The 20,949-nt window shown below is 72.6% G+C and carries 20 protein-coding genes and 1 tRNA gene; 8 read left to right on the top strand and 13 right to left on the bottom strand.

Annotated features, from left to right (window positions below; translation table 11 throughout):
* The first annotated feature begins 41 nt into the window (after window positions 1-41).
* Window positions 42-956: an oxygenase MpaB family protein gene (locus AC5RV6_RS14960; protein WP_494008150.1), complete on the top strand. Its 915-nt coding sequence runs from the start codon at window positions 42-44 to the stop codon at window positions 954-956.
* Here the strand turns inward: AC5RV6_RS14960 and AC5RV6_RS14955 are convergent.
* The gene (locus tag AC5RV6_RS14955) at window positions 953-1,852 is read right to left on the bottom strand and encodes a LysR family transcriptional regulator (protein WP_494008149.1); all 900 of its coding nucleotides are present in this window, start codon (window positions 1,850-1,852) and stop codon (window positions 953-955) included. The genes AC5RV6_RS14960 and AC5RV6_RS14955 overlap by 4 nt on opposite strands.
* Window positions 1,853-2,040: 188 nt before the next feature.
* Here AC5RV6_RS14955 and AC5RV6_RS14950 point away from each other — a divergent pair, with 188 nt between their 5' ends.
* On the top strand, window positions 2,041-2,715 hold the full coding sequence (locus tag AC5RV6_RS14950; RefSeq protein ID WP_494008148.1) for a DsbA family protein: 675 nt from the start codon (window positions 2,041-2,043) through the stop codon (window positions 2,713-2,715).
* 29 nt (window positions 2,716-2,744) lie between these two features.
* Here AC5RV6_RS14950 and AC5RV6_RS14945 read toward each other — a convergent pair whose 3' ends face one another.
* Window positions 2,745-3,389, bottom strand: coding sequence for a response regulator (locus tag AC5RV6_RS14945; RefSeq protein ID WP_494008147.1), 645 nt, complete (start codon window positions 3,387-3,389; stop codon window positions 2,745-2,747).
* Window positions 3,377-4,660, bottom strand: coding sequence for a sensor histidine kinase (locus tag AC5RV6_RS14940; RefSeq protein WP_494008146.1), 1,284 nt, complete (start codon window positions 4,658-4,660; stop codon window positions 3,377-3,379). The genes AC5RV6_RS14945 and AC5RV6_RS14940 overlap by 13 nt, the downstream gene beginning before the upstream one ends.
* 140 nt (window positions 4,661-4,800) lie before the next feature.
* On the opposite strand from AC5RV6_RS14940, the gene AC5RV6_RS14935 reads away from it, so the two are divergent.
* Entirely contained in the window at window positions 4,801-5,556 is a 756-nt protein-coding gene (locus tag AC5RV6_RS14935) for an ABC transporter ATP-binding protein (RefSeq protein WP_494008145.1), read from the top strand.
* Between the two features lies 1 nt (window position 5,557).
* On the top strand, window positions 5,558-8,050 hold the full coding sequence (locus AC5RV6_RS14930; RefSeq protein WP_494008144.1) for an ABC transporter permease: 2,493 nt from the start codon (window positions 5,558-5,560) through the stop codon (window positions 8,048-8,050).
* 84 nt (window positions 8,051-8,134) lie between these two features.
* Here AC5RV6_RS14930 and AC5RV6_RS14925 read toward each other — a convergent pair.
* From AC5RV6_RS14925 to AC5RV6_RS14895, 7 genes are all read right to left on the bottom strand, one after another.
* Window positions 8,135-8,219, bottom strand: a tRNA-Ser gene (locus AC5RV6_RS14925).
* A gap of 78 nt (window positions 8,220-8,297) precedes the next feature.
* Complete coding sequence (locus tag AC5RV6_RS14920) at window positions 8,298-8,936, bottom strand: TMEM175 family protein (RefSeq protein ID WP_494008143.1); 639 nt, start codon at window positions 8,934-8,936, stop codon at window positions 8,298-8,300.
* 82 nt (window positions 8,937-9,018) lie between these two features.
* Complete coding sequence (locus tag AC5RV6_RS14915; RefSeq protein ID WP_494008142.1) at window positions 9,019-10,560, bottom strand: cytochrome b/b6 domain-containing protein; 1,542 nt, start codon at window positions 10,558-10,560, stop codon at window positions 9,019-9,021.
* Between the two features lie 4 nt (window positions 10,561-10,564).
* Window positions 10,565-11,551 carry an electron transfer flavoprotein subunit alpha/FixB family protein gene (locus AC5RV6_RS14910; RefSeq protein ID WP_494008141.1) on the bottom strand — a complete coding sequence of 329 codons (987 nt, stop codon included), beginning with the start codon at window positions 11,549-11,551 and terminating at the stop codon, window positions 10,565-10,567.
* Between the two features lie 2 nt (window positions 11,552-11,553).
* Window positions 11,554-12,339: an electron transfer flavoprotein subunit beta/FixA family protein gene (locus AC5RV6_RS14905; RefSeq protein WP_494008140.1), complete on the bottom strand. Its 786-nt coding sequence runs from the start codon at window positions 12,337-12,339 to the stop codon at window positions 11,554-11,556.
* Between the two features lie 45 nt (window positions 12,340-12,384).
* Window positions 12,385-13,218, bottom strand: a complete 834-nt coding sequence (locus tag AC5RV6_RS14900; RefSeq protein ID WP_494008139.1) for a MaoC/PaaZ C-terminal domain-containing protein — start codon at window positions 13,216-13,218, stop codon at window positions 12,385-12,387.
* Complete coding sequence (locus tag AC5RV6_RS14895) at window positions 13,215-14,120, bottom strand: SDR family oxidoreductase (RefSeq protein WP_494008138.1); 906 nt, start codon at window positions 14,118-14,120, stop codon at window positions 13,215-13,217. Before AC5RV6_RS14895 ends, AC5RV6_RS14900 begins: the two co-directional genes overlap by 4 nt.
* Window positions 14,121-14,218: 98 nt before the next feature.
* On the opposite strand from AC5RV6_RS14895, the gene AC5RV6_RS14890 reads away from it, so the two are divergent.
* The 4 genes from AC5RV6_RS14890 to AC5RV6_RS14875 are packed head-to-tail and all read left to right on the top strand — an operon-like array spanning window position 14,219 to window position 17,662.
* Window positions 14,219-14,974: an enoyl-CoA hydratase family protein gene (locus AC5RV6_RS14890; RefSeq protein WP_494008137.1), complete on the top strand. Its 756-nt coding sequence runs from the start codon at window positions 14,219-14,221 to the stop codon at window positions 14,972-14,974.
* A complete protein-coding gene (locus AC5RV6_RS14885) occupies window positions 14,971-15,822 on the top strand; it encodes a CoA transferase subunit A (RefSeq protein WP_494008136.1) in 852 nt (283 codons plus the stop codon). The genes AC5RV6_RS14890 and AC5RV6_RS14885 overlap by 4 nt, the downstream gene beginning before the upstream one ends.
* A complete protein-coding gene (locus tag AC5RV6_RS14880) occupies window positions 15,819-16,574 on the top strand; it encodes a CoA-transferase subunit beta (protein ID WP_494008135.1) in 756 nt (251 codons plus the stop codon). Before AC5RV6_RS14885 ends, AC5RV6_RS14880 begins: the two co-directional genes overlap by 4 nt.
* Window positions 16,571-17,662: an NAD(P)H-dependent flavin oxidoreductase gene (locus AC5RV6_RS14875; protein ID WP_494008134.1), complete on the top strand. Its 1,092-nt coding sequence runs from the start codon at window positions 16,571-16,573 to the stop codon at window positions 17,660-17,662. Before AC5RV6_RS14880 ends, AC5RV6_RS14875 begins: the two co-directional genes overlap by 4 nt.
* A gap of 81 nt (window positions 17,663-17,743) precedes the next feature.
* Here the strand turns inward: AC5RV6_RS14875 and AC5RV6_RS14870 are convergent, their stop codons facing one another.
* From AC5RV6_RS14870 to AC5RV6_RS14860, 3 genes are read right to left on the bottom strand one after another with little or no spacing between them, the layout of a single operon-like run.
* Window positions 17,744-18,895: an acetyl-CoA C-acetyltransferase gene (locus tag AC5RV6_RS14870; RefSeq protein WP_494008133.1), complete on the bottom strand. Its 1,152-nt coding sequence runs from the start codon at window positions 18,893-18,895 to the stop codon at window positions 17,744-17,746.
* 9 nt (window positions 18,896-18,904) lie between these two features.
* Complete coding sequence (locus tag AC5RV6_RS14865) at window positions 18,905-19,708, bottom strand: SDR family oxidoreductase (RefSeq protein WP_494008132.1); 804 nt, start codon at window positions 19,706-19,708, stop codon at window positions 18,905-18,907.
* Window positions 19,705-20,874 carry an acyl-CoA dehydrogenase family protein gene (locus AC5RV6_RS14860; protein ID WP_494008131.1) on the bottom strand — a complete coding sequence of 390 codons (1,170 nt, stop codon included), beginning with the start codon at window positions 20,872-20,874 and terminating at the stop codon, window positions 19,705-19,707. The genes AC5RV6_RS14865 and AC5RV6_RS14860 overlap by 4 nt, the downstream gene beginning before the upstream one ends.
* Between the last annotated feature and the right edge of the window lie 75 nt (window positions 20,875-20,949).

Here is a 20,949-nt window from a genome sequence, read left to right as displayed (position 1 = left end):
CGGCCGGAGGACACTGGGAGAAACCTCACGGCAGGAGCACCATGAACCGTGTACGGCAGGCCTGGCAGTCCTGGCGCCGGCAGCTGATCGGCACCTTCAGCAACAACAGCCCCACCGAGCAGCAGTGGGAGCTCGACCTGGCCAAAGGCGACGACGTCGGCCACTTCGGCCCCGACTCCGCCGTCTGGGCGGTGCACGGCTCCATGACGCCCATCGTCGCGGGCATCCGCGCACTGCTGCTGCAGGCCCTGCACCCGGGCGCCCTGGCCGGGGTGCATGACTACTCCAACTACAAGGAGGATCCGCTCGGCCGACTGGCCGGCACCATCCGCTGGATCTTCACCGTCACCTACGGCGACACCGCCGCCGCCCGCAACGGCTCGCAGTGGGTGCGCCGGCTTCATGAACGGGTGCAGGGCAGCTACGTCGACGCCTGCGGCGCGCCGCAGGACTACTCCGCCAACGATCCGGAGATCGGCCGCTGGGTGCACCTGGCTTTCACCGACGCGTTCCTCACCTCGCATCTGGCCTTCGGCGGCCCGATTCCCGGCGGCGCCGACCAATATGTGGACGAGTGGGCGGTGGCCGGGGAGCTGATGGGCATTCCCGATCCGCCGCGCAGCGAAGCGCAGCTGCGCGCACAGATGGCGGCGTTCGACGGCGAGCTGTACCACAGCGCGTACCTGGACGAGGTGCTCGGGTTCCTCCGCAACCCGCCGCTTCCCCGCTCCCAGCGGCTGGGCTACCGGGTGCTGTTCGCCGGCGCGGTCTCCACCCTGACTCCCGAACACCGGCAGCTGCTGGGACTGCGCGCCCCGCATCTCGGGCCGGTGCCGATTCCCATGCGGCTGCCGGTCAGGGCGGTGCTGGGTGTAATCCGGCTGGGCCTCGGCGCGCAGGGGCCCAGCGAACGCTCCGCCCGGGAGCGCATCGCCCGGCTGCAGAACCTGCCCTAGCGGTCCCCGGCGGCCGCCACCGCAACCAGCTCCGCGGCCGCCCCGGTCAGCCGGCGGGGGCCTGACCAGACGGCCGTCAGCGGCCGCCCGGCGTCCAGCCCGTCCACCGGAACCTGCAGCAGTTCACCGGCGGCCAGCTGGTTCCGCACCGCCAGTTCGCTGAGTGCAGCCGGACCGGCGCCGGCCGCCACCGCCACCCGGACCGCCGCGTTGCTGCCCAGCACCTGCACCGGCTCGGCGACGTCGTATCCGGCGAGCGCGTCCCGCAGCGCCTGCCAGGTCCCCGAACCCGATTCACGCACCACCAGCGGAGTGGCCGCCAGCTCCGGCACGCTGAGCCGCCCGGCACGCTCCGCCCACTCGTGGCTGGGCGCCACGACCACCACCAGCTCGTCCTCGGCGACCACCAGGGTGTTCAGCCGGACCGGGACCGTGGGCGTTTCCACGAACCCCAGCTGCAGCTCGCCGCGCTGGACCTCGTCGAGCACCTGGGCCGAGTTCAGCACCTGCACCTGCACCCTGGCCTCCGGCAGGCGGCGTTTCAGTTCGGCCAGCCAGGCCGGCAGCAGCGTCTCGGCAATCGTGTCGCTGGCGCCGACGGTCAGCTCCTGCACACCCGAGCCGGCGGCTCCGCCCTGCACGGCGGTGAACCGGCGGGCCGCATCGAGCAGCTCCCGGGCCGCCTCCGCGAGCTGCTGACCCCGGGCGGTGGGCACCGACCCGCGCGGGCTGCGCACCAGCAGGGCCGCATCCTGGTGCGCCTCCAGCTCCGCGAGCGCGCGGCTGGCGTTGGGCTGGGCCATGCCGACCCGCCGCGCCCCGGCTCCGACGCTGCCTTCCTCGACCACGGCAACGAACAGCTCCAGCACCTGCAGGTCCGGCCACGGCTCGCCCATATCAGAACGATATAGGCCGGTGCCGATCAGCGGGGTACCGGCACCCCGGCCGCCGGTGCAACGATCGAAACGATGGGGAGCGCAGTGCCTGCCGGCATGATCCGGCCATCCCTCCTTTCCCTCCCGGCCCCTCCCCATCAACAAGGCCTCCCACGACTCAAGGCATCCCCGGACTCTTGAAAGGAACCATGCGCAGGGTTGCAACCTCACTTCTCATCGCGGGTCTGCTGGCAGGCGGCGGCGTGGTGTCCTGCGGAACCACCGACGCGCCCTCTCCGGAGGCCTCGACCAGCGCCACCGCGGCAACCACGGTGCCCGCGGAGCAGGCCGACCAGCTGATCCCCGCGGACGCCCGGACCCTCACCAACCCGGCGGATCCGCAGGCCACCCTGGTGCTGTTCACCGACTACCAGTGCCCCTACTGCGCCATGATGGATGAGCTGCTCCAGCAGGCCAGGGACGACTACGGCGACTCGGTGCGCATCGTCGTGCGGAACTACCCGCTGCCCAAGCACCAGAACGCCGAGCCGTCCGCCCGCGCCGTGGAGGCCGCCGCGGAGCAGGGCGCCATGGAGCAGATGGCCACGGCCGTGTTTGAGCACCAGCAGGACTGGAAGACCGCGGACAACGTGGATGACATCTTCGCCGGCTACGCGGAGGAGATCGGCTTCGACATGGACCGGTACCGCGCCGACTACGAGTCGGACGCCATCAGGGACCGGGTGGCCCGGGACCTGCAGGACGCCCAGGAGCTCGAGGTCCGCGGCACCCCCACCCTCTACCTGGACGGCGAGGTGCTGCAGCTCGAGTCCGGTGAGTACAGCGAGATCCAGGAACCGCTGGACGAAGCCCTCGGCAGGTAAGCCCCCCAGCCGGCGTTGCCCAGGAGTACCTAGGAGCGCAGATAGGCCAGGGTGGCCAGGACCCGGCGGTGCCCGCTGTCCGACGGCGCGAGCCCGAGCTTCGCGAAGATGTTGCCGATGTGCTTGCTCACCGCCGTTTCGGAGACGGAGATCGTCTCGGCGATGGCCGCGTTGCCCAGCCCCTCGGCCACCAGCCCGAGCACCTCGAACTCGCGCGGCGTCAGAGAGCGGATCGGGTCCTGGGTGCTGCGGCGGCTGAACAGCTGGGCGATGACCTCCGGGTCCATCACGGTGCCGCCGGCCAGCACCCGGCGCAGCCCGTCCACGAACTCGCCGACGTTGCCCACCCGCTCCTTCAGCAGATAGCCCACCCCCTGCGCACCGGAGGCCAGCAGCCGGCTGGCGTACCGGTCCTCCACATAGGCGGAAAGCACGAGGACCGGAAACTCCGGCACCCGTTCGCGCAGGTCCAGAGCCGCGCGCAGGCCCTCGTTCGTGAAGGTCGGCGGCATCCGCACGTCCAGCACCGCGCCGTCGGCGCCGCCGGGTTCGAAGGCCGCCAGCAGGTCATCGGCGTTGTCCCAGGACCCGACCACGTCGAACCCCTCCCCGCGCAGCAGCAGCTCCAGGCCGGCGCGCAGCAGCGCATCGTCTTCGGCGATCAGAAGGCGCATGGCAGCTCCACCCTCAGCTTCGTCGGTCCGCCGGCCGGGCTGTCCAACAGCACCCTGCCGCCGAACGCGGCCGCCCGCCGGGCGATGCCGGCCAGGCCGGTGCCGGAGCCGCCGGCCGCGCCGTCGTCCGGTTCCGGCACCCGCGCGCCCCCGCGCCCGTCGTCGTCCACTGCAATCACCAGGATCTCCTCCCGCCCGCTCGATTCGGTCCGCAGGACCACGTCGATCCGTGCCGCCTGCGAATGTTTGGCCGCGTTGGTCAGCGCCTCGGCGAGCACGAAATAGGCCGCCGACTCCACCGCCGCCGGGGCCCGCTCCAGCCCGGCCGTGTCCAGGGTGGCAGGGATCGGTGACCGGCTGGTCAGCGCCGACGCCGCCCCGCCCAGGCCGAGCTCGTCCAGCACCGGCGGATAGATATCGTGCACCGCCGCGCGCAGCCCGGCCAGCGCCTCCGACGCCGCGTCCTGCGCCCGGCCCAGGAACGGAACCGCGGCCGCCGGATCGGTTTCCGCTGCCCGCTGCGCCAGCCCGAGCATCATGACGACGCCGACCAGCCGGTTCTGCGCGCCGTCGTGCAGTTCGCGTTCAATCCGGCGCAGCTCGGCCGAATGCGCGGCGAGCGCGCTGGCCCGCGCGGAGGACAGCTCCTGGATCCGGCGGGAGAGCTCCGCGTACCGGCGCGGCGAGAGGATGGCCAGCGTTCCATCACTCAGCCGCCGGGCCATCCACGGCAGCAGCAGCCAGGCCAGCGCGGCGTACAGCAGCCCAAGCAGCATGGCCAGGGCGGCGTCGGGCCAGCTGGTGACGGTGATCGTCATTTCCAGCGGCGCGTCCGCCGGGAACAGCTGCCACCACGGGGCCAACAGCAGGTACAGCACCGCCCCGACGGGCAGCGCCAGCGCCAGCGCTCCGGCCAGCAGCCCGAACGCGCAGTGGAACAGCAGCCAGGACAGGTCCCGTTTGGTGTCCGGGGCGGTGACCAGGGCGGCCAGCTCGCTGAACGAGTGCCGGCCGGCCAGCCGGCGCCGGTCAAAGGGCATCACCGCGTGGGCGAACCCGGCCGAGCGGCGCTGGGCGCGGACGGCGAGCCGGTTCACCGCGGTCAGCAGTCCCGGCACGGCATAGAGGCCCACGCCCAGCGCCACGAACGGCAGCAGCGCGATGCCGACCACCAGCGTCACCCACGAGACCAGCGACCAGGCGCCTTCGCGCAGCAGGAACAGCAGGTCCCGGGTGCGGGAGGCGAGGCCTGCGCGGCTCGGGGAGGTCATTTCCAGAATTATGCCGGACCGCCCGGCGGCTGTCGGTATAGCTGGCTCTACCCCAAACCGGCCGGCTGGCGGTATCGGATCGGCACCCGGCGCTCAATAGCGTCGAGAGGGAAGCCAACCCCTTCCCGATAGGACAAACCATGTACACCGATGCCGCTGAGTTTTCCGCCCCTGCGGCCCTTGCGCTGCAGGGCGTTTCCAAGAGTTACCGGTCCGGCAGTTCCCGGGTCGACGCGCTCCGGGACGTGTCCCTGGCCCTTCCGGCCGGCACGTTCACCGCGATCATGGGCCCCTCGGGCTCGGGCAAGAGCACCCTGCTGCAGAGCGCGGCGGGCCTGGACACCCCGGATTCCGGCCGGGTGCTGCTGGGAGGCACCGAGATCTCCGCGCTGCGCCCCAAGGCGCTGACCCGGTTCCGGCGGGACCACGTGGGCTTCGTCTTCCAGTCCTACAACCTGCTGCCCCAGCTGAGCGTGGCGCGGAACGTGACGCTGCCGCTGCTGCTGGCCGGACGCGGACCGGACCAGGCCTGGCTGGACTACGTGCTGGAGGCGGTCGGGCTGGGCGGGCTGGGCCACCGAAAGCCGCAGGAGCTCTCCGGCGGCCAGCAGCAGCGGGCCGCGATCGCCCGGGCCCTGATCACCCGCCCGGCCGCCGTCTTCGCCGACGAGCCGACCGGCGCCCTGGACTCGGCCACCGCGCAGCAGGTGCTGGGGCTGCTGCGCCACACGGTCTCCGCCCTGGGCCAGACCGTGATCATGGTGACCCACGATCCGGTGGCCGCCCGGCACGCGGACACCGTCCTGTTCCTCGCCGACGGACGGCTGGACGGCAGCATGACCGACGCCTCCGCCCGCGACATCACCGCCCGCATGGCCGACCTGGGAGAGCGCTGATATGTGGACCCTTGCCAAAGCCTCCGTCCGCCACCACCTCGGCGGGTTCGCCGGCGTCTTCGTCGCCGTGTTCCTCTGCTCGGCGCTGATCACGGCCATGGGCGTGCTGATTGAATCCGGGCTGCGCGGCGGCGTCGCCGCCCAGCGGCTGCAGGGCGCGGACGTCGTCGTGGGCGCCCCGCAGGAGGTTCCGGTCGTGGAAGACATGGACGTCGCCCTGCCCGAACGGGTCCTGCTGCCGGCCGCGGCGGTGGAGCAGATCGCCGCGGTGCCCGGCGTGGACCGGGCCGTGGGCGGCGTCGAGATTCCGCTGGCCACCGCGGACGGCGCCGCCGTCACGGCCGCCGGCTGGGACAGCGCCGCCCTGGGCCCGTACGAGCTGGCCGAGGGGCGGGCCCCGCAAGCGGCCAACGACGTGGCCGTGGACGCCTCCTTCGGCGCGGAGCCGGGCAGCCGGCTGGTGCTGGCCCACGGCGGGGAGCGCACCGAGTACACGGTCTCCGGCGTCCTGGCGGCCGACGGCGGCGCGGAGGGCGCGTCGTCGGCGGCGGGCCCGGCCGTCTTCCTCAGCCCTGCCGGGGCGCAGGCCCTGTGGCCGCACGGCAACTCCGTGGCCACCGTCGGTGTACTCGCCGCGCCCGGGGTCGGCCCGGACCAGCTGGCCGCAGCGATCGAAGCCCGGGTGGACGGCGTCGTCACCTACACCGGCGACGCCCGCGGGGACGTGGAGAACCTGGGCGGCGCCGCCGCCCGCTCGGGCCTGCTGCTGCTGAGCGGCTCGCTGGCCGGCGTCGCCGTGATGACCGCGGTGTTCGTGACCGCCGGAACGCTGTCCCTGTCGGTGCTGGGCCGCCGCCGCGAGTTCGCCATGCTGCGGGCCGTGGGGGCGGGCACCGGGCAGGCGCTGGGGCTCGTCGTCCGCGAGGTACTGCTGGTCTCGGCGGCGGCCGCCGTCCTGGGCGCGGCCCCGGGGTTCGGACTCGCCGCGCTCCTGGGCGGACAGTTCGCCGACGCCGGCGTCATCCCCGAATCCTTCCGGCTGGCCTACGGTCCGCTGCCGGCGGTGGCCGCGGTGCTGATCAGCGTGGCCGCGGCCGTGGGCGCCTCGTTCGTTGCCGCCCGCAGCACCGTGCGCACTCCGCCGACGGCCGCGCTGCGGGAGTCCCAGACCGAGTCCTCCCGGCTCGGCCGCGGCCGGGTGAACACCGGTCTGGCCCTGCTGGCCGCGGGCCTGCTCGCCGCCGTCGTCCCGGTGGCGGTTCCCGGCGACGGCGGGCTGGCGGCGGCCGCCTCCAGCATCCTGCTGCTGGTGATCGGCACGGCGGTCCTCGGGCCGTGGCTGGTCACCGCGGTGCTGAAGCTGCTGCGGCCGCTGCTGGGCCGCAGCTCCTCGGCGTCGCTGGTGCTGGCCGAAGCCAACGCGGGCGCGTTCCCGCGGCGGCTGGCCGCCGGCATCGTTCCGCTCGCCCTGGCCGTGGCGCTGGGATCGGTGCAGTTCTTCACGCCCACCACCGTGGAGGCGGAGGCTGAGCGACAGGCCCGTGACGGAACGGTGGCCGCCTATCTGGTCAGCGCTCCGGCGTCGGGGCTGTCCGCGGAAACCACGGACCGGGTGGCCGCCCTGCCCGGGGTGCAGTCCGCGACCGCCGTGGCCCGGTCCGCGGTCCTGGCGGACACCCGCTTCCTCGGCATGGAGGACGGCGTCACGCCCTACGCCGTGCAGGGGCTGGACCCGGCGGAGCTGGACGGGACGCTGGACCTGCAGGTCAGCGAGGGCTCCCTGGACCGGCTGGCCGAGCCCGGCACCGTGGCCCTCAGCGTGGACCTGGCCCGGGCCGCCGGCGTCGCGCCGGGCGGAGAGTTCGGCTTCCGGTTCGGCGACGGCACGCCGGCGACCGCCGTCGTCGTCGCGACCTATGAGCGGGGGCTGGGCTTCGGCGACGTCGCGGTGGCCAACGACACGCTGCGCGCCCACACCACCACGGGCCTGAACGACCATCTGCTGGTCAGCGCCGCACCGGGCACGGACCCTGCGGACCTCGAGGCGGCCGTGGCCGGACTGGGGCTGACGCTGCTGGACCGCGACGGCCTGGCCGCAGCCGGCTCCGCGGAACGGAACGCCGAGTCCTGGGTGTCCGTCATCGCCATGCTGGTGCTGCTCGGGTACCTGGCCGTCTCGGTGGTGAACACCCTGGTGATGGCCACCGCCCGGCGTCGGCCGGAGATGCTGCTGCTGCGCAGCCTGGGCGCCTCGGATGCCCAGCTGCGGCGGATGACCGGTGCGGAGGCGGTCCTGGTCGCGGCGGTGGCCGTCGCGGTGGGCACCGTGCTGGCCGTCCCGCCGCTGATGGGCATCGCGTACAGCGTCTCCGGGGCGCCGCTGCCGTCGATCGTCCCGGCCGCCTATCTCGCCCTGGCCGGCGCGACGGCGGCCCTGGGGCTGGGCTCCGTCGCCGTGGCCACGCGGGGGGCGCTGCGCCCGGACCGGACCTGAGCGGCGGGCCTGGCGCAGTCCGCAGAAAGCAGAACACCCCGGTCCAAGGGACCGGGGTGTTCTGCTTGATGATCATCTCATCGGCGGAGGATGGGGGATTTGAACCCCCGAGGGCGTTAACCCAACACGCGTTCCAGGCGTGCGCCATAGGCCGCTAGGCGAATCCTCCAGGCTTGCTCGTCAAGAGCAGATACAAGACTACCGGACAACGCCCGGATTGCCGAATCGGGGCGGGACGGCCGCCGTCTCACTCCGGCAGCGGCCGCCGGCCCAGCACGGCCAGCACCGCGTTGGCGGCGAGGATCGCCAGCCAGGAATACTGCGCGGCGACGGGACTGATCAGGGCGATCGGCACCGAGATCAGGAACACCAGGGGCGCGACGGCGGCGTGGCGCCAGGCGGTGTTGAGCACGCGGAGGTCGAAGGCGGCGCTGAACAGGTTCCGGCGCTTGCAGTACAGCCACATCAGGGCGTCGACGCCGCCGATCACCGCCACGGTTCCGGCGTAGATGGCGACGCCGAGCGGCTGGTCGCCGTAGAAGACGAGGATGTCCGTGGCGTAGCCGATCAGGGCCACGAACAGCAGCAGCAGGAGGTTCAGGCGTTGGAACCCGGGGGTGAAGCCGCGCAGCACCCGGATCATGCGGTGGTGGCTGAGCCAGTACGCGCCGGTGACGACGAAGGAGAGGGCGTAGGCGCCGAACTGGGGAAGCTGTTCGGCCACCGCGGCCGCCAGGCCATCGGGCGCCACCCTGGGCGCCTCGATGCCGACGGCCAGGAGGGTCATGGCAACGGCGAAGATCGCATCGCTGAAGGAAGCGGTGCGGTCCAGGCTGTCTCCGGAGCTGAACTCCTCCCGGAAAATCCGGTTCCGGCTGCCGTCCACTCCGCCATTGTTTCCGCTTTGCCCCCGCCCGGGACACCCGGGCGGGAGCAAGCGGGAGCGGGCGGCCGGAATCCGGCCGCGGTCAGCGCCCGACTTTGCCGAACAGCGAGGCGATCGGGGCGAGCACGAACGGGCGGGCGGCGAACCAGCCGCCGGCGATCACCAGCAGGGACGCGAACATGATCCAGAAGCCCGTCCAGTTCACCGCGTCCTGGCCGGCGTACATGTGGTTCAGGTTCTTCAGCGCCCCGGTGGACAGCACCAGTGCAACGTGCACGATGATGAACGCCACGAAGTACAGCATCACCGGGAAGTGGATGGCCCGGGCCACCTCCACCGGGAAGATGCGGTTCAGCCGGTCCGCCCTGGCCGGCCACATCCCTGACATGCGGTAGCCGCTGAGCGCTGCCAGCGGCGCGGCCACGAAGATCGTGACGAAGTAGGCCAGCACCTGCAGGGAGTTGTAGTTCACCCAGCCGTTTTCCGTCGGCCAGTCCAGCGACAGGTACTGCAGGGCCGCGGAGGCAGCGTTCGGGAACACGTCCCAGCTGGTCGGCACCACCCGCATCCACTGACCGGTGGCGGCGAGCAGCACCACGAAGACCGCCCCGTTGACCAGCCAGAGGATGTCCAGCGACTGGTGCAGCCACAGGGTGAGGCTGATCTTCTTCGGGTTCCGGCCCCACTTGGGGGTCCACTGCGCCGGCGGGCGGCGCTGGGTGCGGACCTGCCAGCCGGAGCGGATGATCAGGACCATCAGGAACACGTTGAAGAAGTGCTGCCAGCCCAGCCAGGCCGGAATCCCGACGGGAGCGCCGTGCGGCAGCTCGCTCTCCCCCGTGTAGCGGGCGAGGAACTCCTGGACCGGCCCCAGCGTGACCAGCCACCGTGCGGCCAGCACCGCGGCGGCGCAGAGCACCAGCAGGACGACGGCGAGCAGCGCGGCCTGCCGCAGCCGGCTCCGTTCCGGCCTGGCGGGGGCGGACGCGGGCGAAGCGGCGGAGCCGCAGGCCGTGGAACCGGAGGCGGGGGCAGCGGCCGGGCCCGGCACGGAAGCCGCCACGGCAGCTGCCGCGGCAGCGGGCGCCGGGGCCGCCGCCGGGCGGGGCATCCCCTGGCGTCGGCCGGCGGGTGCACTGGTGGATGCACTGCCGGATGCGCTGGTGGGCGCATTCTCCGGCGGGCCGGCAGCCGGTTCCGCCGCCGCGGGAACCGCAGGGGCCTCCCCCGCGGCGGCCGGCCGGGGCAGCCCCCGGCGCCGGCCGGTGGTTGCCGCTGCGGTCGGCGCGGTCGGCGCGGAGGAAGCCGGCGGTGAGGAAGGGCCGGGGGTGGCCGCGGCGTCACCGGAGCCTCCGGCGGCTGCAGCTGGTGCGGCGCCCGGCCCGGAGCCGGGCGCCCCGGCCGTCCGGGGCAGCCCCTGCCGCCTGCCGGTGCGGGCCGGTGCGGCAGCAGGTTCGGCCGCAGCCGTGGTCCCCTGCTCCCCGGCCGACGTCGGCACCTGCTCCGGAGCTGCTGCACCCGTTCCCGCCGGGGCGGCGGCCCCCGCACCGGGTGCCGCTGCGGCCTGTTCCGGAGTCGCCTCGGCTGCCTGCCCGGCCACCCGGGGCAGTCCCTTCCTCACCATCGGACTATCCCCGCTTCTCTTCGAGGGCGGCCACCAGCTGCGGCACCACGGTGAACAGGTCCCCCACCACGCCGAAGTCGGCGATGTCGAAGATCGGCGCGTCCGGGTCCTTGTTCACCGCAACGATGGTCTTCGCGGTCTGCATGCCGGCCCGGTGCTGGATGGCGCCGGAGATGCCCAGGGCAATGTAGAGGTCGGGAGCCACGGTCACGCCGGTCTGGCCCACCTGCATCGCCTGCGCCACGTAGCCGGCGTCGACGGCGGCGCGGGAGGCACCGACCGCCCCGCCCAGCGCGTCGGCCAGGCTTTCCACCAGGGCGAAGTTTTCGCCGGAGCCCAGGCCGCGGCCGCCGGAGACGACCACGGAGGCGCCGCGCAGCTCCGGGCGGGTGGACACCGTGCCGGTCTCCTCGCAGCTGGTGACCGTTGCGTCCGGAGCGCCGGAGGCCTCCGTCGCCAGCACCTCCACCGAGGGTTCCTGCGCTTCGGCCCGGAGGCTGGAGGAGCCCTGGCGCAGGGTGATGACCAGGGTGCCGTTCGCCGCGGCGGAGTCCGTCAGGTACGCCCCGCCGTAGACGGAGTGGTGCGCCACCACCCCTTCCTCGTCCCGGGAGACGCCGACGGCGTCGGCCGCCAGGGCGGCGCCGGTGCGGACGGCGAAACGTGCGGCGGCGTCGCGGCCCTGGATCGAGTTCGGCACCAGCACGGCTTCGGGTGCCAGGGCCGCGGCAGCGGCGGTCAGCGCGTCCACCACGGGTCCAACCACGGAGGTGGCGGCCTGGTCGGTTTCGGCGACCAGCACGTGCGCGGTGCCCAGGCCCGCCAGTTCCTTGCCGAGCCGGTCAGCGCTGCCGGGCGCAGCCACCGCGAGGGCCACCGGCGTCCCGATGGCGGAGGCGGCGCCGATCAGTTCGGCCGCGCTGGAGCGCAGTTTGCCCGACGGCGAGAGGTCGACGAGCACGAGGGTCGCGTTTTCGGGGTATGCGGGCATGGTCAGTGTCCTTTGATGAGTTGGTTCTCGGCGAGGAAGTCGGCGATCTGCCGGCCGGCGTCGCCCTCGTCTTCGATGCGGATGCCGGCGGCGCGGGCCGGGCGCTGCGCCACGGAGAGGATGATGGAGCGGTTCGCCTCGTCGTCGACGGTGATGCCGAGGTCCGCCAGCGTGAGGGTGTCGAAGGGCTTCTTCTTCGCGGCCATGATGCCCTTGAAGTTGGGGAAGCGGGCGTCCGGCAGGGCTTCGGTGATCGAGATGACGGCCGGCAGCGGCGCCTGCACCTGGGTGCTCTCGGCCTCCAGGTTCCGGCGCCCGGAGACCGTGTCCGCGGTGAGCTCCACCGTGCTGAGGAAGGTGATGCCGGGAACGCCCAGCAGCTCGGCAAGCATGGAGGGCAGCACGCCGGCGCCGCCGTCGGTGGAGATGTTGCCGGCGATCACCAGGTCGAAGCCGATGCTCCGGATGGCCGCCGCCAGGACCTCGGCGGTGAGGGTGGTGTCGGCACCGAGCATGGCCGGGTCGCAGACGTGCACGGCGCGGTCGGCGCCCATGGCCAGGCCCTTGCGCAGGGTGGCCGGCATGGTGCCGTCCGGCCCGGCGGCGAGCAGGACCACCTCGGTGTCCGGATCGGCGCCGCGGTGGGTCAGCGCCACCTCGAGGGCCCGTTCGGTGATTTCGTCCAGGACCGGATCTCCGGCGGCGCGGTCCAGGAGACCGGTTTCCAGGTTCAGTGTGCGGTCCCCGTAGGTGTCCGGCACTTCCTTCATGAGAACAACTATTTTCATCGATTTCCCTCTTTCATCGTCGAAGTTCGGGGCGCAACGTGCGGGTTACGCGAAAGCTATCAGGCCGTCGGTGATCACGGGACGTTCCGCCACGGCGGCGTCGAAACGTCCGTCGGTCCAGCTCCGGACGGCGATTTCGTCGCCGGGGAACACCACGCCGGAGAACCGTCCGGAGAACTCGCGGAGGTCGGCCGGATGGGCTCCGGCCAGCCCGGCCAGCGGCAGCGTCACCGCGGCCAGCGAGGCCAGGCCGTGCAGGATGGGCCGGTCCTGGCCGATCCGCCGGGCGGACTGCGGGTCGATGTGGATGTGGTGCCGGTCCCCCAGCAGCCGGTACAGCGCCGCCTGGTTGGGCTGGGTGGCGATGCTTCCGGTGCCGGCGGGCTCCGTGTCCGGCGCCGCGGGAGCGGAGGGGCCGCGGTCTCCGCCGAAGCCGCCGCAGCCCGGGGCGAAGATGCGCCAGGTTGCCGCGAAGAAGTCGCTTTCGACGATGACGTTGAAGACGGCGGCGGACCCTTTGTCCCAGACCTCGCCCACGCGGGCGCTCATGGTCAGTTCGCCGGAGCGGGGCAGCGGGCGGTGGACGGTGAGCTGCTGCGAGCCGTGCACGGCGCGGTTGTCGAAGGCGCCCTGCCCGGCCAGCACGTCCGGGGCCCACTGCGCCAGCGTCAGGCCGAAGGAGGGCAGCACCCGCAGCCGGTCCTCGAAGACCAGGTCCAGGTCCTGTGCGGAGGCGCCGACGGCGAGCGCGTAGAGAATGGCCTCGGTTTCGGTGTAGCCCGCCGTGCGGTCGCCGAGGCTCCGCCCGGCCCAGTCGCCGGCGCTGCCGGCGCCGGCCCCGGGGTCAACCCCGATGCCTGTGGCGGCTGCGCCGCTCATGCGCCGTACACCGGTTCCGGAGCGGCCGCCTTCTGCAGCAGCTGTGTGATCGCCTCGCCGGCGGCGGCGGCCTCCCAGCGACGGCCCAAGTCGTTCGCCGGGCCGTGGTTCCAGCCCTCTTCGATGCAGATGCGCCCGCCTTCGATCTCGATCACCCGGCCGGTCACCTCGCTCGAGCCGGGGCTCGCCAGCCAGGCGACCACCGGGGAGACGTTGGCCGGGTCCATGGCGTCGAAACCGCTTTCGGGGGCGGCCATCGCCTCGGCGAAGGCGCCTTCGGTCATGCGGGTGCGGGCGGACGGGGCGATGGCGTTCACGGTGACCCCGTATCGGGCCAGCTCATGGGCGGCCACGAGGGTGAGCCCGGCAATGCCGGCCTTCGCCGCGGAGTAGCTGGCCTGCCCGACGCTGCCCTGCAGCCCGGCGCCGGAGGAGGTGTTGATGACCCGGGCGTCCGGGGTTCGCCCGGCCTTGGCCTCGGCCCGCCAGTACTCGGCGGCGTGGCGCAGCGGGGCGAAGTGCCCCTTCAGATGCACCCGGATCACGGCGTCCCACTCCTCCTCGGACGTGTTGACCAGCATCCGGTCCCGCACGAAGCCAGCGTTGTTCACCAGGATGTCCAGGCGCCCGAAGGTGTCGACGGCCTGCCGGACCAGGCCCCGGGCCTGCTCGAAGTCGGCGACGTCCGCGCCGTTGGCCACCGCCTCCCCGCCCATCGAGCGGATCAGGTCCACGACGTCGTGTGCCGGCCCGGAGGCCTCGACGACGCCGTCGAGGGAGGTGCCGAGGTCGTTGACCACGACCTTCGCGCCCTGCCGCGCCAGCTCCAGCGCATGCTCGCGGCCCAGGCCGCGGCCGGCGCCCGTCACGATGGCAACTCGTCCCTTACAGATGCCGGTCATGTCGATTTTCTCCTTAGGGTTCACTGCCCTGGTCGGCCAGTGTAGCGTCTACCAAGCAAATGTTAGGGTATCAAGCAAACGTTAGGTAGGGTACTGCTATGCCAATCAGATCGAAGATGCACTCCAACGGCGTCCGCGTGGTCACCATGGACTACCCGCCGGTCAACGCCCTGCCGGTGGCGGGCTGGTTCGCGGTCAGCGAGGCGCTGAACGAGGCGGGCGCCGACGCCGCCACCCGCGTGGTGGTGCTGCGCGCCGAGGGGCGCGGCTTCAACGCCGGCGTCGACATCAAGGAAATGCAGGCCACCGACGGCTTCACCGCCATCCTCGGCGCCAACCGCGGCTGCTACGAGGCGTTCCGCTCCATCTACGAATGCCCGGTCCCCGTGGTCGCCGCCGTGAACGGGTTCTGCCTGGGCGGCGGCGTCGGCCTGGCCGGCAGCGCGGACACGATCATCGCCTCGGAGGACGCCTACTTCGGCGTGCCCGAAGTGGACCGCGGCGCCCTGGGCGCGGCCACGCACCTGTCCCGGCTGGTGCCCGCCCACCTGCTGCGGACGCTCTACTACACCAGCCGCACCATCAGCGCCGCCCGCCTGGCGGAGCTGGGCAGCGTGGCGGAGGTGGTTCCCGCCGACCGGCTCGACGACGCCGCGTTCGCCTTCGCGGACGAGGTGGCTGCCAAGGACCCCCGGGTGATCCGTGCCGCGAAGGAGGCCCTGAACGGCATCGACCCCGTCGACGTCGTGAAGAGCTACCGCTTTGAGCAGGGCTTCACCTTCGAGCTCAACCTGGCCGGCGTCGCCGACGACCTCCGCGACGACTTCGTCGCCACCGGCGCCTCCGCCCCATGAGCGGAAAAGTCACCGCCCTGGACGCGGTGGCCGGCCGGTTCCGCGACGGGATGACCATCGGCATCGGCGGCTGGGGCTCACGCCGCAAGCCCATGGCGCTGGTGCGCGCACTCGTGCGCTCCGGCGTCCGGGACCTGACCGTGGTGAGCTTCGGCGGGCCCGACGTCGGCGTCCTCTGCGCCACCGGACAGGTGCGGCGGGTGGTGTTCGGGTTCGTGACGCTGGACAGCATCGCCGTCGAACCGCACTTCGCCGCGGCCCGGCAGGCCGGCGCCGTCGAGGTCGTGGAGCTGGACGAGGCGATGCTGGTGGCCGGGCTGCGCGCCGCCGGGCGGCGGCTGCCGTTTGAAGCCACCCGCTCCGGGCTCGGGGCGGACACGCTCGCCGCCAATCCCTGGATCCGCACCGTGGCGTCCCCCTACGACGACCGCGAGGTGCTGGTGGCCATGCCCGCCGTGCCCCTCGACGTCGCCCTGCTGCACCTGAACCGCGCCGACGCGCTGGGCAACGCCCAGTGCCTGGGCCCGGATCCGTACTTCGACGACCTCTTCGCGCGGGCGGCGGCGGAGACCATCGTCAGCGCCGAGGCCGTGGTGCCCACCGACGACCTCGCCCGGAACGCCCACCCGTCCACGCTGCTGCTGAACCGGACCATGGTCGATGCGGTGGTGGAAGCTCCGCTCGGGGCGCACTTCACCTCCTGCCTGCCCGACTACGGGCGGGACGAGGCGTTCCAACGCGAGTATGCGCGCAGTGCCGCCTCGGCGGAGGACTGGCAACGGTTCCGCGGCCGGTTCCTCGATGTGGACGACGCCGGCTACCGCGCCGCCGTGGGAGCCGGCCGATGAGCGCGCCGACCCGGGCCGAAGTCGCAGTCACGGCGTGCAGCGACCTATTCCGAGGGCAGGCGGACATCCTGGCCAGCCCCGCCGGGATCGTGCCCACGCTCGGCGCCCGGCTGGCCGCCCTCACGCACGCACCCGGGCTGATGCTCAGCGACGGAGAATCCACGATCTTCGGCGACGTGCCGCCCCTGGAGGGGACGTCCGCCGTCACCGCCGGCTACCTGCCGTACCGCGAGCTGTTTGAGCTGATCGCCGCCGGACGGCGCCATGTGGTGATGGGCGCCGCCCAGCTGGACCGCACCGGCAACCAGAACCTCTCCGTCATCGGCGGCCACGACCGGCCGCGGCGCCAGCTGCTGGGCACCCGGGCCGCCGCCACCAACACCGTCAACCACCGGACCAGTTACTGGATCGCCCGGCACAGTCCGCGCATCCTGGTGGAGCACGTGGACTTCGTGACCGGCGTCGGCACCGACCGCGCCCGCGAAGCCGGCCCCTCCGCCACCCGGTTCCACGACCTGCACCGGGTGGTGACCGACCTGGGCGTCTTCGACTTCAGCGGCCCCGGCGGCACCCTGGCCGTGGTCTCGGTCCATCCCGGCGTCGACGCCGGGCAGATGCAGGCCGCCACCGGGTTCCCGCTGCACTTCGGCGGCCACGTTCAAACCACCCGCCTTCCGGACGAGACCGAGCTGCGGCTCATCCGGGAGGTCCTGGATCCACGGAAGCGCAGAGAAGACGAGGTACCGGCATGAGCACCACCACCCGCATTTCCACGCCGCTGACGGACCTGGCCGGCGTCGACCACCCGATTGTCCAGACCGGCATGGGCTGGGTGGCCGGCCCCCGGCTGGTCACCGCGACCGCGGAGGCCGGCGCCCTGGGCATCCTGGCGTCCGCCACCATGACCGTGCCCGAGCTGGAGGAGGCGATCGTGGAGGTGAAGAGCCGCACCGACCGCCCCTTCGGGGTGAACCTGCGCGCCGACGCCGCCGACGCCGGCGCCCGGGTGGACCTGCTGGTGAAGTACGGGGTCAAGGTGGCCTCATTCGCCCTGGCGCCGCGGCGGGAGCTCATTGACCGGCTCAAGGAGCACGGCTCCGTGGTGATCCCCTCGATCGGTTCCGTGCGGCATGCGGAGAAGGTCGCCGCCTGGGGCGCCGACGCCGTCATGATCCAGGGCGGCGAGGGCGGCGGGCACACCGGCGCGATTCCGACGTCGATCCTGCTGCCCAGCGTGGTCTCGGCCATGGATCTTCCGGTCATCGCGGCCGGCGGCTTCCACGACGGCCGCGGGCTGGCCGCCGCGCTGGCCTACGGCGCCGTCGGCATCGGCATGGGCACCCGGTTCCTGCTCACCCGGGACAGCGCGGTGCCGGAGGAGATTAAGCAGCGCTACCTCGGGTTCGGGCTGGACGGCACGGTGGTCACCGCCAAGGCCGACGGCATGCCGCACCGGCTGCTGCGCACCGAATACGTCGAAGCGCTGGAGGAGTCCGGGCGGCTGCGCCGGCTGCTGCCCACGCTGCGCCGGACGCTGAGCTTCAAGGAGATGTCGGGGCAGTCCTGGGCCGGGCTGCTGCGGGACGGGGTGGCCATGAAGCGCAGCACGGGGCGCAGCTGGAGCCAGATGATGCTGGCCGCCAACACCCCCATGCTGCTCAAGGCGGGACTGGTCGACGGCGACACCTCCGCCGGCATGCTGGCCTCCGGGCAGGTGGTCGGGGTGATCGACGACCTGCCCAGCTGCGCCGAGCTCGTGGACCGGATCGTGGCCGAGGCTGCGGAGCGGCTGCAGGCCGCCGCCGGCACCGTGCGCGTCGGCCAGGTGGAAACCGCCTGACCCCGGCCCCGCGGAGAACGCAAAGGGGGCCGCCGCAGCCGTTGCGCTGCGGCGGCCCCCTTTTCCAAGCGCTGCCGCGCGCTACAGGCGTTCGATGATGGTGACGTTGGCCTGGCCGCCGCCCTCGCACATCACCTGCAGGCCGTAGCGGCCGCCGGTACGTTCCAGCTCATTGAGCAGCGTGGCCATGATGCGGGTGCCGGTGGCGCCGATCGGATGACCGAGCGCGATCCCGCCGCCGTTGACGTTGACCTTCGCCAGGTCGATGCCCAGTTCCATGGTCCAGGCCAGGACCACGGAGGCGAACGCCTCGTTGCATTCGAACAGGTCGATGTCGTCCACGCCCATGCCGGCCTTCTCCAGCGCATGCGCCGTCGCCCGGATGGGGCCGGTGAGCATCCAGACCGGGTCGTCGGCGCGCACCGAGAGGTGGTGGATCCGGGCCCGGGGCGTGAGCCCGTGCGCGGCGACGGCGGCCTCGGAGGCGACCAGCAGGGCGCTGGCGGCGTCGGTGATCTGCGAGGCGACGGCGGCGGTGATGCGCCCGCCCTCGGTCAGCGGTTCCAGCGCCGCCATCTTCTCCAGCGAGGTGCCGCGCCGCGGGCCTTCATCCTGGCTCAGCCCGGCCAGCGGCACGATCTCCCGGGCGAAGCGGCCTTCGTCGGTCGCGCGGATGGCACGCTCATGGCTGCGGAGCGCGAACTGCTCCATCTGTTCCCGGCTGATGTTCCACTTCTCGGCGATCATCTCCGCCGAGCGGAACTGCGAGACCTCCTGGTTCCCGTAGCGGGCCACCCATCCGGGAGACTCGGCGAACGGCGTCGTGAAGCCGTACTGCGTGCCCAGGACCATGGCCGCGGAGATGGGAACGGCCGACATGTTCTGCACGCCGCCGGCCACGATGAGGTCCGCGGTGCCGGACATGACGCCCTGCGCCGCGAAGTGCACGGCCTGCTGGCTGGAGCCGCACTGCCGGTCGATCGTGACGCCGGGAACGTGGTCCGGCAGCCCGGCGACCAGCCAGGCGGTGCGGGCAATGTCGCCGGCCTGGGAGCCGACGGTGTCGGTGCAGCCGAAGATCACGTCGTCGACCGCGCCGGGATCGACGCCGGTGCGTTCCATGAGCGCGGAGATGACATGGGCGCCGAGGTCGGCGGAATGGATGCCGGCCAGGGAACCGTTGCGGCGCCCGCCGGGGGTGCGGACGGCGTCGACAATGTAGGCGGTGGTCATGGTGGCTCCTTAGGCCTGCTGGCTGCTGACGGAAACGACTTCGCCCGTCATGTAGGACGAGTAGCCGCTGGCGAGGAAGACCATTACGTTGGCGATCTCCCACGGCTCGGCGGCCCGGCCGAACGCCTCCCGGGAGGTCAGCTCCTCGAGCAGCTCATCGGAGGTGACCTTGGCCAGGAACGGATGCATGGCCAGGCTCGGGGAGACGGCGTTGACCCGGATTCCGGCGTGGGCGAGGTCCAGGGCGGCCGAGCGGGTCAGGGCCATGACGCCGGCCTTCGCGGCGGCGTAGTGCGCCTGGCCCTCCTGGGCGCGCCAGCCGATCACGGACGCGTTGTTGATGATCACGCCCTGCACGCCGTTGCGGACCATGCGCCGGCCCGCGGCGCGGACGCTGCGGAAGGTGCCGGTCAGGGTGACGCCGAGGACCTTGTCCCACTGCTCGTCGGTCATCTCCAGGATGGAGGCGGTGCCGCCCAGGCCGGCGTTGTTGATCATGACGTCGACGCCGCCGGCGTCCTCGGCGAGGTCCAGGAGGGCTTCGACCTGCTCGTCCACGGTGACGTCGCAGACCGCCGTGCGGACCCGGTCGGCGCCGAATTCGGCGCCGAGCTCTGCGGCGGCGGCCTCCAGCCGGCCGGCGTGGGTGTCGCCCAGGACCACCAGCTGCGCGCCCTCCTCCAGGGCGCGCCGGGCGGCGGCGGCGCCGATGCCTGCCCCGGCGGCGGCGGTGACCACCACGCGCCGGCCGGCGAGCAGGTTGTGGGCCGGAACGTAGTCGGGAACGGGCTGGGCGGTGCGGGTGGGAATCATACGCGGGCCTCCTTGGGCAGGCCGAGCACGCGCTCGGCGATGACGTTTCGTTGGATTTCGTCCGAGCCGCCGTAGAGCGTGTCCGCGCGGCTGAACAGGAAGAGGGACTGCAGGGGGTCCAGGTCGTAGGGCGCCCCGGCGACGGTGAGCCCGGCGGAACCGGCCACGGCCATGGCCAGCTCGCCCAGGGACCGGTGCCAGGGCGCCCACAGCAGCTTGGTGATCGAGGCTTCGATGCCCTGTTCGCCGCTGAGCGTGCGCAGCCCGTGCAGGCGCAGCATCTGCAGGCCCATGTGGGCCGACACGATCCGGTCCCGGATCAGCGGATCCTCGAGCGCGCCGTTGTCCCGGGCGAGGTCGACGACGGCGTCGAGCTCGCGCTGGAAGGCGATCTGCTGGGCGAGGGTGGAGACGCCGCGTTCGAAGCCGAGCGTGCCCATGGCCACGGCCCAGCCGGCGCCCGGCTCGCCGACCACCAGATCGGCGTCGGTGCGCGCGCCGTCGAAGAAGACCTCGTTGAACTCGGAGGTGCCGGTCAGCTGCAGGATCGGGCGGATCTGCACGCCCGGCTGGTCCATCGGCACCAGCAGGTAGGACAGTCCGTGATGCGGGCGGTCGCCGGTGCCGGTCCGTGCGATGACGAAGCACCAGTCGGCGTGGTGGGCCAGGGAGGTCCAGACCTTCTGCCCGTCGATGACCCACTGCCCGTCCTCAGGCCGCGCCTTAGTGGCGACCGAGGCCAGGTCGGAGCCGGCGCCCGGCTCGGAATAGCCCTGGCACCACAGTTCCTCCACCGCCACGATCTTCGGCAGGAACCGGGCCTGCTGCTCCGGGGTGCCGAACGCGATCAGCGTGGGGCCGAGCAGTTCCTCGCCCAGGTGGTTGACCCGTGCAGGGGCGTCGGCCCGGGCGTACTCCTCATGGAAGATCACCTGCTGCAGAAGGCTCAGGCCGCGGCCGCCGTGTTCCTTGGGCCAGCCGACGCAGCTCCAGCCGTGGGCGGCGAGGTGCCGGTTCCATTCCAGGCGCTCCTCGAAGGCCTCGTGCTCCCGGCCGGAGCCGCCCAGGCCGCGCAGCTGCGCGAACCTGCCGACGAGGTTCGCTTCCAGCCAGCTGCGTATCTCCCGGCGGAACTCCTCGTCTTCTGCTGAATAGTTCAGGTCCACGGAACACCTTTCCTCGGCCGCCGCCACTGGTCAATAAGTCGAGCGTCGCCTATGCTAGCAAACCAAGCACTTGTT

This window comes from Arthrobacter saudimassiliensis (assembly GCF_059090665.1).
This window is presented reverse-complemented; position numbering and strand designations above follow the sequence as displayed.

What these genes read in the sequence shown, in the direction of transcription:
- AC5RV6_RS14960 (WP_494008150.1), top strand. Translation starts at nt 42, where the DNA reads ATGAACCGTGTACGGCAGGCCTGGCAGTCCTGGCGCCGGCAGCTGATC.
- AC5RV6_RS14955 (WP_494008149.1), bottom strand. Translation starts at nt 1,852, where the DNA reads ATGGGCGAGCCGTGGCCGGACCTGCAGGTGCTGGAGCTGTTCGTTGCC.
- AC5RV6_RS14950 (WP_494008148.1), top strand. Translation starts at nt 2,041, where the DNA reads ATGCGCAGGGTTGCAACCTCACTTCTCATCGCGGGTCTGCTGGCAGGC.
- AC5RV6_RS14945 (WP_494008147.1), bottom strand. Translation starts at nt 3,389, where the DNA reads ATGCGCCTTCTGATCGCCGAAGACGATGCGCTGCTGCGCGCCGGCCTG.
- AC5RV6_RS14940 (WP_494008146.1), bottom strand. Translation starts at nt 4,660, where the DNA reads ATGACCTCCCCGAGCCGCGCAGGCCTCGCCTCCCGCACCCGGGACCTG.
- AC5RV6_RS14935 (WP_494008145.1), top strand. Translation starts at nt 4,801, where the DNA reads ATGTACACCGATGCCGCTGAGTTTTCCGCCCCTGCGGCCCTTGCGCTG.
- AC5RV6_RS14930 (WP_494008144.1), top strand. Translation starts at nt 5,558, where the DNA reads ATGTGGACCCTTGCCAAAGCCTCCGTCCGCCACCACCTCGGCGGGTTC.
- AC5RV6_RS14915 (WP_494008142.1), bottom strand. Translation starts at nt 10,560, where the DNA reads ATGGTGAGGAAGGGACTGCCCCGGGTGGCCGGGCAGGCAGCCGAGGCG.
- AC5RV6_RS14910 (WP_494008141.1), bottom strand. Translation starts at nt 11,551, where the DNA reads ATGCCCGCATACCCCGAAAACGCGACCCTCGTGCTCGTCGACCTCTCG.
- AC5RV6_RS14905 (WP_494008140.1), bottom strand. Translation starts at nt 12,339, where the DNA reads ATGAAAATAGTTGTTCTCATGAAGGAAGTGCCGGACACCTACGGGGAC.
- AC5RV6_RS14900 (WP_494008139.1), bottom strand. Translation starts at nt 13,218, where the DNA reads ATGAGCGGCGCAGCCGCCACAGGCATCGGGGTTGACCCCGGGGCCGGC.
- AC5RV6_RS14895 (WP_494008138.1), bottom strand. Translation starts at nt 14,120, where the DNA reads ATGACCGGCATCTGTAAGGGACGAGTTGCCATCGTGACGGGCGCCGGC.
- AC5RV6_RS14890 (WP_494008137.1), top strand. Translation starts at nt 14,219, where the DNA reads ATGCCAATCAGATCGAAGATGCACTCCAACGGCGTCCGCGTGGTCACC.
- AC5RV6_RS14885 (WP_494008136.1), top strand. Translation starts at nt 14,971, where the DNA reads ATGAGCGGAAAAGTCACCGCCCTGGACGCGGTGGCCGGCCGGTTCCGC.
- AC5RV6_RS14880 (WP_494008135.1), top strand. Translation starts at nt 15,819, where the DNA reads ATGAGCGCGCCGACCCGGGCCGAAGTCGCAGTCACGGCGTGCAGCGAC.
- AC5RV6_RS14875 (WP_494008134.1), top strand. Translation starts at nt 16,571, where the DNA reads ATGAGCACCACCACCCGCATTTCCACGCCGCTGACGGACCTGGCCGGC.
- AC5RV6_RS14870 (WP_494008133.1), bottom strand. Translation starts at nt 18,895, where the DNA reads ATGACCACCGCCTACATTGTCGACGCCGTCCGCACCCCCGGCGGGCGC.
- AC5RV6_RS14865 (WP_494008132.1), bottom strand. Translation starts at nt 19,708, where the DNA reads ATGATTCCCACCCGCACCGCCCAGCCCGTTCCCGACTACGTTCCGGCC.